Annotated in this window: 11 protein-coding genes; 7 read left to right on the top strand and 4 right to left on the bottom strand. The window is 65.3% G+C overall.

Going from position 1 to position 13,742, the window contains the following annotated elements:
* Positions 1 to 68 precede the first annotated feature (68 nt).
* Positions 69 to 683 (top strand): hypothetical protein, encoded by a 615-nt coding sequence (locus ACP7C5_RS15275; protein ID WP_426264886.1) that lies wholly within the window; start codon positions 69 to 71, stop codon positions 681 to 683.
* A 113-nt stretch (positions 684 to 796) separates the two neighbouring features.
* On the opposite strand, the gene ACP7C5_RS15270 is transcribed toward ACP7C5_RS15275, so the two are convergent.
* Entirely contained in the window at positions 797 to 2,044 is a 1,248-nt protein-coding gene (locus ACP7C5_RS15270; RefSeq protein WP_426264885.1) for a M20/M25/M40 family metallo-hydrolase, read from the bottom strand.
* A 100-nt stretch (positions 2,045 to 2,144) separates the two neighbouring features.
* A complete protein-coding gene (locus tag ACP7C5_RS15265; RefSeq protein ID WP_426264884.1) occupies positions 2,145 to 2,300 on the bottom strand; it encodes a hypothetical protein in 156 nt (51 codons plus the stop codon).
* A gap of 139 nt (positions 2,301 to 2,439) precedes the next feature.
* Here ACP7C5_RS15265 and ACP7C5_RS15260 point away from each other — a divergent pair, with 139 nt between their 5' ends.
* The 5 genes from ACP7C5_RS15260 to ACP7C5_RS15240 all read left to right on the top strand — a co-directional run bounded on the left by ACP7C5_RS15260 (position 2,440) and on the right by ACP7C5_RS15240 (position 8,121).
* The gene (locus ACP7C5_RS15260; RefSeq protein WP_426264883.1) at positions 2,440 to 4,212 is read left to right on the top strand and encodes a pyridoxal phosphate-dependent decarboxylase family protein; all 1,773 of its coding nucleotides are present in this window, start codon (positions 2,440 to 2,442) and stop codon (positions 4,210 to 4,212) included.
* A 64-nt stretch (positions 4,213 to 4,276) separates the two neighbouring features.
* Positions 4,277 to 5,797 carry a putative glutamine/gamma-aminobutyrate antiporter GadC gene (gene gadC / locus ACP7C5_RS15255; RefSeq protein WP_426264882.1) on the top strand — a complete coding sequence of 507 codons (1,521 nt, stop codon included), beginning with the start codon at positions 4,277 to 4,279 and terminating at the stop codon, positions 5,795 to 5,797.
* On the top strand, positions 5,794 to 6,477 hold the full coding sequence (locus ACP7C5_RS15250) for a MarC family protein (protein ID WP_426264881.1): 684 nt from the start codon (positions 5,794 to 5,796) through the stop codon (positions 6,475 to 6,477). Before gadC ends, ACP7C5_RS15250 begins: the two co-directional genes overlap by 4 nt.
* Positions 6,474 to 7,436 carry a hypothetical protein gene (locus tag ACP7C5_RS15245; RefSeq protein WP_426264880.1) on the top strand — a complete coding sequence of 321 codons (963 nt, stop codon included), beginning with the start codon at positions 6,474 to 6,476 and terminating at the stop codon, positions 7,434 to 7,436. Before ACP7C5_RS15250 ends, ACP7C5_RS15245 begins: the two co-directional genes overlap by 4 nt.
* 106 nt (positions 7,437 to 7,542) lie before the next feature.
* On the top strand, positions 7,543 to 8,121 hold the full coding sequence (locus tag ACP7C5_RS15240; RefSeq protein ID WP_426264879.1) for an oleate hydratase: 579 nt from the start codon (positions 7,543 to 7,545) through the stop codon (positions 8,119 to 8,121).
* 137 nt (positions 8,122 to 8,258) lie between these two features.
* Here ACP7C5_RS15240 and ACP7C5_RS15235 read toward each other — a convergent pair whose 3' ends face one another.
* A complete protein-coding gene (locus tag ACP7C5_RS15235; RefSeq protein ID WP_426264878.1) occupies positions 8,259 to 8,627 on the bottom strand; it encodes a response regulator in 369 nt (122 codons plus the stop codon).
* 392 nt (positions 8,628 to 9,019) lie between these two features.
* Here ACP7C5_RS15235 and ACP7C5_RS15230 point away from each other — a divergent pair, with 392 nt between their 5' ends.
* Entirely contained in the window at positions 9,020 to 13,411 is a 4,392-nt protein-coding gene (locus ACP7C5_RS15230) for a chemotaxis protein CheB (protein WP_426264877.1), read from the top strand.
* 48 nt (positions 13,412 to 13,459) lie between these two features.
* On the opposite strand, the gene ACP7C5_RS15225 is transcribed toward ACP7C5_RS15230, so the two are convergent.
* Positions 13,460 to 13,669, bottom strand: a complete 210-nt coding sequence (locus ACP7C5_RS15225; RefSeq protein WP_133190872.1) for a hypothetical protein — start codon at positions 13,667 to 13,669, stop codon at positions 13,460 to 13,462.
* Positions 13,670 to 13,742: the final 73 nt, after the last annotated feature.

Below are 13,742 nucleotides of genomic sequence, written 5' to 3'. Positions count from 1 at the left end.
ATCGTGCCCGGGTCCGGTGCCGCGCAGCTGCTGGCAAATGCCGGGCGTAGGGCTATCAAGGGCGGATGATGTCTCTCTACGCGCTGGCGCTGGCCTCAGCATTGCAGCACGCCGACACCGCAAATGGCGGTCCCGCGAGCACATCTGAGGTCGACGCCATACACTGCCGCCTCGATGTCCCCGGCTACACGCAGTTCGCCATGGCGATCGATGGCGAGGAGAAACTCGCGCAAACGCGCCGTTGGAAACGGATCGCCTCGCGCAATGCCTTCATGAACGAATATGAGCTGCCGCAAGCGATCACTGTCGCCGGCGCGTACAGCACCCGCCGGATCGCGTTCACCGCGAACGCAATCCTCGCCATCCTCGACTTGCCCGACCCAGCTACGGTCGCGCGCCCCGAGCAGGTCGAAAACGCCATGTCGACCGACCCGATGATCGCCGCGCTCGTCGACACCGGCACCATGACCGATGCGCAGGCGAAGGCTGCGGTCCCGTTTCGCAAATTCATGGGCGAGCGCATTCTGAAAGACGTCACCGAGCACGCGGCGGCGGGACAAAGCTACGGCAGCCATCTGGTCGTCGCGCGGACCATCTCCAACGCCACGACGCATCCGGGCAAGACCTTCTACGGCTGCAGCTACCGCTTCGAGATGCTCGACAAGGACGGGGTGCCGCTGTGACGCCGTGGCCCCGCCCGGCGGCATCATGGTGGCGCTGACGATTGCCGACGCCGCGGAGGATCCGCTGAGGAAACCGCGACCGCTCGGACGCGGCCGCGGATCGGCGACGGCGTCTAGCGCAGCGTCGCACCCGCCAGCTGCGCCGTGGCAGACAGCGTGGTCTGCGCCGCGTTCAGCCCAAGGCGGAAATCCTTGTCGTCATAGGTGCTGTAGAGGTCGCTCGGCTGGTGCCACTGCGGGTCCCAGCCGCTTCCGACCTGCGCGCCACGGTCGTTCTCGCGCAGGCTGACGGCCGGTGCCAGGTCCATGAACGGACTCGAATCGGTATTGGTCATGTGCCGTCCGACCGTGGCCGGATAGTCTGTCGCGTACCGCTCGTTCGCCGCCTGCAGCGCCCAAGCCAACTCCTGTGATTGGCCGGCCAGCTTGGATGCAGACTGGAATTCGATGTTCACGTCGGCCTCGGGACGCTGCACCGGACTCATGCTGCCGTCGGCGCGGGGCATGCCGTGATCGAACAGCATCATATCGTGTTGCATTACGCCGAGCCATTTCGGCTCGGAGTAGCGGCCCGATCCGGCAGGCGATTCCTTGCCTTGCAGTGCCGCCCGCTGCTCGACATAGGCCTTCGCGCCGTTGAGGCCGGTCTCCTCGTTGTTCCACAAGATGAAGCGGATCGAACGATCGGTCTGCACGTCGGGGCTGCTGAACACGCGCGCCAGTTCCATCACCAGCGCCGTGCCCGAGCCGTCGTCATTGGCGGCTTCGCCAAAGCCGATCCCGTCCATATGGGCGCTGACGATATACATCTCGCCAGGGTGGCCGCTCCCGATCTTAGTGCAATAGACCTCCTCGCGCGCGCCCGGGACCGCGGGCGGCGTGTCCAGCGCCCTGATCCGCGGGTCGGGCTGCGCGCCAGGATCGCTGTTCACGCCGGTCTTGCGCGTGAAGCCGCGCGAGCGCCCGCCACCGACCGACCGGCCGGGTTCGTCCGACCCGGCCACCACCGCTGCCCTGGCCGGTGCGACCGTATGGACGGGCTCCTCGCCGAACGTGTACTTCAAGCGCTCGGTATTGGTGCAGCCATAGCTCTTGAGTTGGGCTTCGATCCAGTCGGTCGCGGCGCGGTTGCGCGCGGTGCCCTGGCGGCGGTCGCCGAACCGGGTGAGCGCTTTGATCGTCGCCTTGTAGCGCTCCAGATCAAGCCGCTTGACCAGCACGCGGACCGGATCGACTGGCTGCGCCGTCGGCTGGGCGAGGACGGGGGTGGTCAGGACGGGAGCGGTCAGAACGAGGGCCATCGCCGCGGAAAGGGCGCGAAGGACGCGCTGGGGCGTCGGCTGGATCGGGCGGTGGTTCATCGCGTCCCCTTCTCGCCGCCATAATCCGTAAAGGATCAGCGGCATGTGTCTCCATCGTAGCCGAGGATCGGCTGGGCGCCATACCCGAAATGGCGCCGCGTCAGCCGATCACGGCTTGGGGTTCGAGATCGGCTTCGAGCCCGAACACGCCATTCTCCCGGCCGATGCCGGAGTGCTTGATGCCACCGAACGCAGCGGACATCGCCAGCGTCTGCGCCGTGCGGATGGCAGGCGCCTTCCGGCCGGTGCGCTGCATGCGCTTATCCAAGCGCTCAAGGTCGCGGGATCCGCGCGGCCAAGCCGTGCCCCATGCTGGGTATTTTCCGAGGCTGACGCGCGGCCTGCGGTGCGCCGATCAGGCGGCATTCTCCCGCCCCTTGATCAGAGGTATTGCGATGCACGACCGGACCCACGCCGCTGCAGCCATTGCGCATGCGGCATCCACCGAGCGCGACAGCGAGACCCCGTCGTCCGCCGCGCGATCGCCCAAATGGGCGAAATACCACGCCAAGATGGCAGGCGAGTTCCCCTCGCCCTTTCGCGGCGATGACGATCCGCTCGCGCGCCAGATCAACACATTCGTCGAGAAGCTCGACATGCTGCGCCCCGAAAAGGGTGGCCCGGCCTTTCTCGGCAAGAACCCGGCGCTCACGTATGCCTATCCCGACGTCAAGAACATCACCGTGCCGCAGGCGATGGGCGATCTCGACCAAGTGCTCGACGATGTCGTCAAGCTGTTCGAGGGCGCGCCCAATTGGGGCAACCCGCTGACGATGTGCAACGTCATCCCGCAGTCGAATACCGCGGCCGTCGTCGCGTCGATGCTGTCGCAGGTGTTCTCCGCCAACATCCTCGAGGGCGAATATGCCTGGAACGTCCACCGCGCCGAGCTCGAGACCGCGGGCATGGTCGCCAACATGTTCGGCTGGACCCCGGTCAACAGCGGCGCGATCTACACCTATGGCGGTGGCGGTTGCTGGACCTACGGGCTGAAATACGGGCTGACGCGCGTCCTGAAGGACTCACGCGACAAGGGCGTGCGGACCGACGCCAAGGTCATCTGTTCGCAGCAAGCGCATTACGTCCAGCAGAACGCGACCGACTGGCTGGGCCTCGGCATGGACAATATCGTCCATGTCCGAACCGATGTCGCGACCAACCAGATGGACCTCGGCCATCTCGAGGAATTGCTGACCGATTTCGCAGCACGCGGCATTCCCGTCGCGACCGTCGTCTGCACAATGGGGACGACCGATGCGAGCGCGTTCGATCCGATCGCGCTGGTCCGCGAAGTGATGGATCGCCACCCAAATCCCGCAGGCTTTGGCAAGGCGGTGCTGTATGCCGATGCGGTCGTCGGATGGTCGTGGGTCTATTTCAAGGATTATGATTTCGAGGCCAATCCGCTCGAATTCTCCGATCGGATCCTGCCCGTGCTGCGCCGCAATGGCGAGGCGATGCGCGCGCTCGAACATGCCGATTGCGTCGGGATCGATTTCCACAAGGTCGGCTGGGCACCCTATGTCAGCAGCTGCTTCCTGTACCGCGACGCGACCGAGTTCGAGTCGATCCATCGCCGCGGTGCGGACGCCTATCTGCAGGCGCGCACGCCGTACAATCCGATGTATTACACGCTCGAAGTCTCGCGCACCGCATCGGGCTCGCTCGCCGGTTGGGCGACGCTCAAATATTTCGGCAAGGAAGGGATGCAGGCGATCCTCGGCGGCATCCTCGAGACCAAATACTACCTCTACGACCTGATCCGCAGCCATCCCGACATGGTCTGCGTCAACCCCGACGACACCGGACTGATCACGCTGTTCCGGGTCTACCCCGAGGATATCGACGCGCAGGTCCAGTTCGGTCGCGAGCTGAGCGACCCGGCGCTGCGCAGCGACCTCATCAAGCATAACCATTTGACCGAAGCGGTCGGCAACAAACTGTTCGAATGGTTCCGTAGCGGCAAGCAGATCGACGGCAAGTACACGCCGTACATGAGTTTCAGCACGGGTTTTCGCGCCACGACCTACAATCGCGACGGGACCGACGACGAAGCCGTCGTCTACGCGCTGAAATCGTTTCCGATGAACGTCTTCATCACGCCCGAGACGATGCAATGGGCGCTGCACTGCGTCGCGGCAGCACGCGACGAAGTGCTCAAGCGCTAAACACTTGGTCCGACGTCTGCGCCGCCGGCAATAGTCGGCGGCACGCTTTTTCAAGGCTGTTCCCATGACCGAGCCCTCGCCCGCCGCCGCCATGCCCGGCGGCAAGCCCAAGCCCGCGGGGTGGCTCGCGCATGGCGGCCAGACCAAGCCACAACCCAAGATCGTGATCGGCATGCTGGCGTTCGCAGTCATGAACGTGACGACGATCGTCAGCCTGCGCGGCATGCCCGCCCAGGCCGAATACGGCATGGCGTCGATCTTCTATTATCTGTTCGCCGCGATCGTGTTCCTGGTACCTGTGGCGCTGGTCGCTGCCGAACTCGCCGCGACCTTCCCCAAGCAAGGCGGCGTGTTCCGCTGGATCGGCGAGGCGTTCGGCCCGCGCTGGGGCTTTGCCGCGATCTATTATCAATGGCAGGCGGTGGTGATCTGGTTCCCGACCGTGCTGATCTTTGCCGCCGCCGCGCTCGCCTATATCTGGTGGCCGCCCGCGTTCGACCAGGCGCTCGCCGACAACAAGGTCTACACGATCACCGTCCTGCTCGCGGTCTATTGGTTCGTGACGCTGGTCACCTTCCGCGGCATGGCGGCATCGACCCGGCTGAGCTGGCTCGGCGGTCTGTTCGGGACGATCATCCCCGGCGCGATCCTGATCGCGATCGGCGGCGCCTATGTCGCGGCCGGCAAGCCGATGCACCTCGACCTGCACGCCAGCCTGATCCCAGACTTCAGCGATTTCCACAACATGGTGCTGGCCGCCAGCGTCTTCCTCTATTTCGCCGGCATGGAGATGCAGGCGGTCCATGTGCAGGACCTCAAGAACCCGACGCGCAACTATCCGCTGTCGGTGCTGATCGCGACGGTCATGGTCGTGGTGATCTTCGTGCTCGGCACGCTCGCGGTCGGTGCGGTGATCCCGCGCGCGGCGATCGACATCAACCGCGGGCTGCTCGTCGCGTATAACGAACTGTGGGCGGCGTTCGGGCTGCCGTGGCTCGGCAACGTGATGGCGGCGACGCTGGCGTTCGGCGTGCTGGGGCAAGTCAGCGTGATCGTCGCGGGGCCGTCAACCGGGCTGCTCGCGGTGGGCAAGGCGGGGTATCTGCCGCATGTCCTGCAGAAGACCAACGCGCACGGTATTCCGGTCGCGATCCTGATCCTGCAAGGTCTGCTCGTCACACTGCTGTGCGTCGCGTTCACCGTGCTGCCGTCGGTCGAATCGGCCTATCAACTGCTCAGCCAGATGGCGACGATCATCTATCTGGTGATGTACGTCCTGCTGTACGTCGCCGCGATCCGGCTGCGCTACACCCAGCCGGACCGCGAGCGGCCGTTCCGCATTCCCGGCGGGAATGTCGGGATGTGGCTGGTCGGCCTGCTCGGGCTGGCCGGGGCGCTCGTCGCGCTGGGGTTCAGCTTCATCCCGCCGGCGCAGATCAGCACGGGCAGCCCGGTGCTCTATGTCGGCGCGCTGGTGGTCGGGTCGGCGGTCTTCCTCGCCATCCCCTTCGTGATCTACGCCTTTCACAAGCCCGACTGGAAAGCGGCGGATTCGGACTTCGAACCGTTCGAAACCGCGGCATGACGGCACTCGACACCAGCGCGCTGGTGACGATGACCGTCGGCCTGTTCGCGATCACCGCGCCGATCGCGGTGCTGCCGTTGTTCGTCGCCGCTACCGCTGGCCAGACACAAGGGGACCAGCGTCGCACCGCGCTGATGGCGGCGGCGACCTATGTCGTCGCGGGGCTGCTCGCGCTGTTCATCGGCAATGCCGCGCTCGGCGTCTTCGGGGTCAGCATCGCCGCATTGCGCGTGGCGGGAATGGCGGTGATCGGCGTGATCGGCTGGCAGATGCTCAACGCCCCGACCCCGAGCGAAGCGACGCCCGTCCGCAGCCACCACCACCGTGCGTCCAACACGCATGTGCCGGTCGCCGCGCACAATGCCGTCGCCCCCTCCCCCGCATCGGTCGGGATTCTGCCGCTGGGCTTCCCGATCTATGCAGGCCCCGGGGTCTTGTCGGTCATCATCGCCTGGGGCAGCGTCAGTCGCCCGGTCTATCTCGCCGCGATGGCCGCGATCCTCGCGAATGCGGCGGTCATCGTCGCGCTCGATTTCCTGGCCGCGCCGATCACGCGGGTGATCGGGGAGAAGGCCTTGCTGATCACCGAAAAGATCTTCGGCCTGCTCGTCGTCGCGATCGCGGTCGGCGGAATGGCGAGCGCGCTGGTCGTGCTGTTTCCAGGGCTCGACGGGCGATGAAGACGGTGTGCGCGGCGGTCGCCCTTTGCGCGCTGGGATCGCCCGGCGCAGCGCTGGCGCAGGATGCGGATCTGGCGGTTCGCAACCAATGGTTCACCGGCTCGCTCGAGGCGTCGTCACCAGCCTTGTCGACGGCCGGGACGCTCGCGATCGAACCCTATCTCATCTACAAGATCGATACCGGCGCCTATGACGATCGGGGCCATCGCCACTCCGGCGGCGACGGCGTGCATCAGACGCAGTCGGTGACGGTCGTGAAATATGCGCTCACCGACCGGCTGAGCTTCCAGGCGCTGCCGACGATCGTCCGCGTGACCGATGGGCATGACGCGCGGGGCCTGGGGATCGCCGATCTGCCGATCGAGCTGGAATATCGCCTGAAGGACGAGAATGGCCGAACCGGATCGCCCTCGATCACCGCGAGCGCCGGCCTCGTGCTGCCGATCGGCCGCTACGATCACTTGACGACCGTGCTCGACGGGCTCGGCACGGGTGCGATGCTGGCCAAGCAGGGCCTCGTCGTCGAATCGCTGTTCGACACCACGGGTGGCCACCCGGTTCGTCTCCGCCTCTTTGCCTCGGTGACCGAGGCGCTGGCGTCGGCAGGCGTTCGCGATCTGAGCGTCTATGGCACGACGGACGGCTTCGTCGGCCACGCCATGCCGGGCGTGTCCGCGCAGTTCGGTGTGGCCGCCGGCTATGCGCTCGACCAGCGCTGGGTGATTGCACTCGATCTTGTCCGGAGCGATGCCAGTGGTTCGCGGCTGACGGGCGTCGATGCCAGCGGGACAGTGCGACGGACCACGGGCCGGCGCGCAAGCCGAACGACCTTGGCGCCGGCGCTGGAATATAACTGGTCGGCCCGCGCCGGGCTCATTGCGGGGGTCGAAGTGTCCGTCGCCGGCCGCAATACACCGTCCTACGCCGCGCCCCAGATAGCATTTGCCTTGGCATTCTAGCGTTCGTCGCGTCGAGCGATACCCCGATGGTGTGCGTAATTTCCGACGCTGCTCGCGCCGGGGGAACGGGACTACCGCGGGATGCTTGGGACAAGAGGATCAACGCATGAGCAGCTATACTCTCGTCAGCAGCGGAATTGCCGCGCTTGCCGGGGCGGTCATCCTGCTGCGGGATGGAGAAGTCGCGGGCGCGGACATCACGATCCTCGAGGAACGTCACCAGAGCGGCGGCGCGTTCGATGCGCACGGTAGCGCCGAGGACCGATATTTCCTGAGCGGCAGCCATATGCTCGAGGCGATGTACCAATGCACCGTCGACGTGCTCGACGACATTTCTTCGGCAAGCGACGCGACGATCTCGGTGCCCGAGGAAGCCAACCCAGCCGCTGCGGAATGGCGGTGGGACAATGAGGTGCGGCTCGTCAATCTGGACGGCTCTCGCTCGGATGCGCACGCCATGGGATTCACCGAGCACGACCGGATCGAACTGCTCGCGCTCATCGGTGGATCCGAGCGCAGGCTCGGCGACAAGCGCATCACCGATTGCTTCGCGGCCCATTTCTTCGAGACCACCTTCTGGCTGGAATGGGGGGCGCTGTTCGCGTTCGAGCCGTGGCACAGCGCAATCGAATTCCGCCACTACTTGCGACGCTTCATCGATCATTTCTCGGCGATCGAAGTCTAGGACGACATCTGTCGTACCATTTACACCCAGCATGACGGCATGATCGTGGCGTTCAGGTCCGCCATCGCGTCTGTCTCGAGGATCTCGGCTTTGCTGCACGCAGCACCGTGATCACCGTGATCACCGTGAGCGGCATCTCACTGGCCGCCCCGAACACGCGTTGCCGTGTCCATCGCAGTCGTGAGCGCATGCAGAGTGAAAGGCTTGGCGAGGACCACGGCGTCCGGCACCGCCTTCAAGAGCTGGATCGTATCCCCGCTCATATAGAAATGCGCGACAAAGCCGCGGGCAAGGATCCGCCGCATTGCGGATACTCCGCTGCCCTCGGCAAGATTGCCGTCGACGATCAGCAGATCGGGCGCCAAGCGCCGCGCCGCCGCCACGGCATCGCTCTCGGTCGATGCGATGTGGCACACATCGTGCCCCATCGCGATCAGCAGATCGGCAAGATCCATCGCGATCAGGACGTCATCCTCGACGAGGAGGATTCTGCGTCCAGGGCTCACAGCCGCGCACGCCTTGCCTCATCCGCGCGACGTCCACGCCCGGACACACCGTGGTACACCGCCGGTGGCTGCGCGCGCACGATCTTGGGCAAGCTGTTCGGGTTCGGGTACACTGTCTAGCCTCCAGGCCACCCCGTCGGCGATAGACATGAACCCGGGCACGATCGTGAACGGCGTTGTCATCAGGGTCGTCCGCGGTACTGCCTCAGAAAAATGCGCGCAGTCAGTCTCGGAAAATACTCAAGCTCATTGTGCACACCGGCGATTTATTTTTCAGCGTAACTATGCGTAGGATGGATGGGACCAGACAGTGCTACGTCCATTTCATGACCGTAAATAAAACACCATCGGTGGGGGCAAGCGACCAGCCTCTGCCCCATCCGGCGTCGCCGATGCCGCAAAAGGCTACCCCCAAAGTCGCTGGGCCGCGGCTTGCGGAGTCGGTCCCGATCGTCGCGATAGGCGCTTCGTCGGGGGGACTTAAGGCGGCATCCGGACTGCTCGACGCGATCTCACCCACCACGGGCATGGCGTTCATCGTCGTTCAGCATCTCGATCCGACGCACAAGAGCATGATGGTCGACCTGTTGGCCGATCATACCACGATGGACATCGGCGAAGCGGTCGATGGCTGCGTGATCCGCCGCGACCATATCTACGTCATTCCCCCCGGCCGATATCTTTCGGTCGAAGACGGCGCGCTGGCCCTTTCCCCGCAACAGTCGCACCATGGCGCGCGCCTGCCGTTCGACTTTTTGCTGGCGTCGCTGGCGGAAGAATGCGGTGACCGGACGATTGCCGTAATCCTGTCGGGAACGGGCGCAGACGGCAGTGGCGGGCTTGCCGCGCTGAAAGCCGCAGGCGGCTATGCGATCGCGCAAAAGCCCGAACAGGCCGATTATGACGGTATGCCGCGGAGCGCGATCGAAACGGGGCTGGTCGATCAGACCCTTGCGCTGGAAGACATCCCCCAGGCACTGGCGGACCGCAAAGTCGCGATCGCGCAGTCCGCCGCCGCACCGAGCGTGCCCGCCCCGCCGAGCATGCCCGCCCCGCCCGCATCGACCGACCTGAACGCGATCATCGCCTTCCTCGACGACAACACGGCGCACGACTTCCGCCAGTACAAGTCGGGGACGCTGGAACGGCGGATCGAGCGGCGGATCGTGCTACGCACGCTCGCGCCCGGCAATCTTGCCGGCTATCTCGATCTGCTGCGCACAGAGCCGGCCGAGCGCGACCTGCTCGCCAAGGACCTGCTGATCAACGTGACGCGCTTCTTCCGGGATCCGGCGATCTTCGATGCGTTGGCGCAGACGATCCTTCCCGACCTCGTCCGGCTCCTCCCCGAGCAAACACCGCTCAGGATCTGGGTCGCGGGATGCAGCACCGGTGAAGAGGCCTATTCGATCGCGATGCTCTGCCGCGACGCGATCAAGGCGTCGGGACGCGACATCAAACTCAAGCTCTTCGCCTCCGACGTCGACCCGGACGCGATCGCGACCGCACGCGAGGGGCTGTATCCGTTCGATATCGAGAACACGGTCCCCGCGGACCTGCTCGCGCGCTTTTTTGTTCGGGACGAGGCCGGCTACCGGGTGGCGACCGCGCTGCGGGACACTGTCGTCTTCACCGTGCAGGACGTACTGTCGGACCCGCCCTTTTCTAAGATCGATCTCGTCTCCTGCCGTAACCTGCTGATCTATCTGAACCCCGAGGCGCAGGCCAAGGTCATATCGCTGTTCCATTTCGCGCTCCGCGAAGGCGGCATCCTGCTGCTCGGATCGTCCGAGACGGTGGGCAGCGCCGGAGACCGGTTCGAAGTGATCGCCAAGTCGGAACGCATCTACCGGCACGTCGCGCACGGCCGGACCGGCACCACGGGCTTTCCCGTCAGCTTCGGCGACGCGCTGCCGATGCCGGGGACGACGGGCCGGTCCGCCTCATCGCAGCGCCAGGCCACGCTGGCGGACATTTGCCGCCGGGCCGTCATCGCCACCCACGCGCCCGCCGCCATCCTGATCAATCGCAAGCGGCAGTGTCTCTATTCGATCGGGCCGACCGATCGCTATCTGCGGATCCCGCCGGGCTATGCCACGCTCGACTTGCTTGCGATGGCGTCCCCGACGCTCCGCACCAAGTTGCGGCTCGCGATCGACAAGGTCAGCGAGGCAACGCCGCGCGTCGATGGCGGCCGGACGCGCGTGATGCAGGACGGCATCGCCATCTGGTTTCGGATCGATGTCATGGCGGTGGTCGACGGGCAGGACGACATGCTGCTCGTCTGCTTCGTCGAGGAACCGGGCGAGAGCGCGGGTGCGACGGCATCCCCCAACCGCGGTGACGCCGCGCGGGTCACCGAGCTCGAGCAGGAACTGGAGGCAACCCAGGCGGAATTGCAGACGTCGATCCTGAACCAGGAAACGTCGAGCCAGGAACAGAAGACGATCAACGAGGAAGCGCTCTCGGTCAACGAGGAGTTCCAGTCGACCAACGAGGAATTGCTGACGTCCAAGAAAGAGCTGCAGTCGCTCAACGAGGAACTGACCGCGCTCAACAGCCAATTGCAGGAAACGCTGGAACGACAGCGCCTGACCTCGGACGATCTGCAGAACGTGCTCTACAGCACGAATGTCGCGACGCTCTTTCTCGACATCGACTTGAAGATCCGGTTCTATACGCCCGCGATCAAGTCGGTCTTCAACATCATCGCCGGCGACATCGGACGACCGATCACCGACCTGGGCTCGATCGCGACCGATCCCGACCTGTTGGGTGATGCGCGCAAGGTGCTGGCGGATCACGGCTTGATCGACCGCGAGATCAGCGCGCCGAACGATACGTGGTTTCTGCGCCGCGTGTTTCCCTATCGCACGCATGACGATGCCGTCGAAGGCGTCGTCATCACCTTCGCCGACACCACCGACCGGAAGATGACCGCCAAGGCGCTCGAGGCCGCCAAGATCGAGGCGGACCGCGCCAATCTTGCCAAGTCGCGCTTCCTTGCGGCAGCAAGCCACGATCTGCGCCAGCCGCTTCAGTCGCTGACGCTGCTGCAGGAACTGCTGAGCCAGACCGTCGAGGGCGAGAAGCCCAGAAAACTCGTCTCCCGCCAGGGCCAGACGCTGGCCGCGATGTCCGGCATGCTCAATGCACTGCTTGACATAAACCAGATCGAAGCCGGCGTGGTGGAGGCAAGGCCAGTGGTCTTTCCGATCGCCGACGTGCTCGATCTGCTGCGCGACGAGTTCGGTTATCTCGCACAGGCCCGTAACTTGTCGCTGCACATCCTGCCAAGCGCGGCGTTGGTCCACAGCGACGCCACGCTGCTCACGCAGATGCTTCGCAACCTGCTGGGGAACGCGATCAAATATACCAAGCAGGGCAAGATCCTGCTCGGCTGTCGACGGCGCGGCGACACGCTTCGAATCGAAGTTTGGGATACCGGGATCGGGATCGCCGCCGACCAGTTGCACGCGATTTTCGAGGAATTCCACCAGATCGACAACGCCGCGCGCGAACGCAGCCTCGGCCTGGGTCTTGGCCTGTCGATCGTGCAACGCCTCGGCCATTTGCTCGGACATGCCATCGACGTTCGCTCGCGCCCGAACGCGGGCTCGGTCTTCACGATCACGCTTCCCTGCCCGGCCGCCGATCCGCCGGGCGCCGTCGCCAAACCACCCGAACCCGATGCGGCCCCGGACGGGCACCGGCGCACCTGCAAGATCGTCGTCGTCGACGACGACCCGGATGTCGTCGAATTGCTGGAACAACTCCTCAAGCGCGAGGGGCATATCGTCAAGACCGCGGCCGATGCAGCATCCGCGATCAAGCTGGTTGCGGGCAGCGCGATCAAGCCGGAATTGCTGTTGACCGACTATAACCTGCCCGGCGGCCGGGATGGCCTCGATCTCCTGCGCAGCCTTCGCGCGACCCTGCCGCACGGGCTCCCGGCGATCGTCCTCACCGGAGACATATCGAGCGCGGCGCTGGCGCGGATCGCGGCAGAAGACTGCGTGCAACTGAGCAAGCCGGTGAAGGCGCGCGACCTGCTCGCGGCGATCGAGCTCCTGTTGGCCCGGGCACTGCCGTCGGCGTTGCACCCGGCCGGAGCTGTTGCGATTGCGGGCCCATCGATCACCTATGTCGTCGACGACGACCCGTACATTCTGGCGACGATCCGCGATGTGCTGGAGGGCGATGGACGCAGTGTCCAGGATTTCCCAAATGCAGAGGCGTTTCTTGCAGCCTATGCGCCGGGCAATGACGGGTGCCTGCTGGTCGACGCGCACCTGCCAGGGATGAGCGGCGTGGCGCTGATCGAGCAATTGCGCGCCCGCGCAAACCATCTCCCCGCGATCTTGATCACGGGGAGCGGCGATATCGGGCTCGCGGTCAAAGCAATGCGAAGCGGCGCCTGCGATTTCATCGAAAAGCCGGTCGGCCGGGTCGAATTGCTTGCGAGCGTCGCGCGTGCAATTGATCAGTCACACGACCTTCGGCTGCGGGATGACGCGCACCAGAAAGCGGCGGCGCATGTCGGCGAATTGACCGACCGCCAGCGTGAAGTCATGGACCTGGTTTTGGCGGGCCATCCCAACAAGAACATCGCCGCCGATCTCGGGATTAGCCAGCGCACCGTGGAAAACCATCGCGCTGCGGTCATGCACAAGATGCAAGCCAAGTCGCTTCCCGAACTCGCGCGGATCGCGCAAGCCGCCGCCGACGGGAATGCGGCACGGCCGCGTTCGGCTCTGCCCCCGACCGAAAGTGCGGCGGTCTGAGGCAGGGCGTTGCAGCGGTCGAGCGGAGCATAGCGCCGCTGCACCGCGCTATCCGGCCGATATCAGTGTCCGGCAGTCCGCCTGCATATCGCAATCGCAGCACGCCGCGGCCTCGCCCACCGTGTCGATACACCGCGCACGGTAGAGGCGCGCGAGATGGGCGTGCGACCATGCGGCGGGGCCACAGTCGGTCGCCGCCGCGATCAGGTCTTCGGTGCGTGCCCGGTCGCGCAAAAACGCTCTGGTTTCGATTGACATGGCACTGGTCTTTCCGGCTGACCGCGGCGGGGTGGAGCGGTCCTCGGGCCAGATGCTATGGTGACGAACACGG

The sequence above is a fragment of the Sphingomonas sp. PWP1-2 genome (genome assembly GCF_049898305.1).
In the GTDB taxonomy this organism is placed as follows: Bacteria; Pseudomonadota; Alphaproteobacteria; order Sphingomonadales; family Sphingomonadaceae; genus Sphingomonas; species Sphingomonas glacialis.
Note: the sequence above shows the minus strand (reverse complement) of the source record. Positions and strands in the feature narration are given on the sequence as shown.

Excerpts from the sequence above, each read along its gene's own strand:
- ACP7C5_RS15275 (WP_426264886.1), top strand. The coding sequence starts at position 69 with ATGTCTCTCTACGCGCTGGCGCTGGCCTCAGCATTGCAGCACGCCGAC.
- ACP7C5_RS15270 (WP_426264885.1), bottom strand. The coding sequence starts at position 2,044 with ATGAACCACCGCCCGATCCAGCCGACGCCCCAGCGCGTCCTTCGCGCC.
- ACP7C5_RS15265 (WP_426264884.1), bottom strand. The coding sequence starts at position 2,300 with ATGCAGCGCACCGGCCGGAAGGCGCCTGCCATCCGCACGGCGCAGACG.
- ACP7C5_RS15260 (WP_426264883.1), top strand. The coding sequence starts at position 2,440 with ATGCACGACCGGACCCACGCCGCTGCAGCCATTGCGCATGCGGCATCC.
- gadC (WP_426264882.1), top strand. The coding sequence starts at position 4,277 with ATGACCGAGCCCTCGCCCGCCGCCGCCATGCCCGGCGGCAAGCCCAAG.
- ACP7C5_RS15250 (WP_426264881.1), top strand. The coding sequence starts at position 5,794 with ATGACGGCACTCGACACCAGCGCGCTGGTGACGATGACCGTCGGCCTG.
- ACP7C5_RS15245 (WP_426264880.1), top strand. The coding sequence starts at position 6,474 with ATGAAGACGGTGTGCGCGGCGGTCGCCCTTTGCGCGCTGGGATCGCCC.
- ACP7C5_RS15240 (WP_426264879.1), top strand. The coding sequence starts at position 7,543 with ATGAGCAGCTATACTCTCGTCAGCAGCGGAATTGCCGCGCTTGCCGGG.
- ACP7C5_RS15230 (WP_426264877.1), top strand. The coding sequence starts at position 9,020 with ATGCCGCAAAAGGCTACCCCCAAAGTCGCTGGGCCGCGGCTTGCGGAG.
- ACP7C5_RS15225 (WP_133190872.1), bottom strand. The coding sequence starts at position 13,669 with ATGTCAATCGAAACCAGAGCGTTTTTGCGCGACCGGGCACGCACCGAA.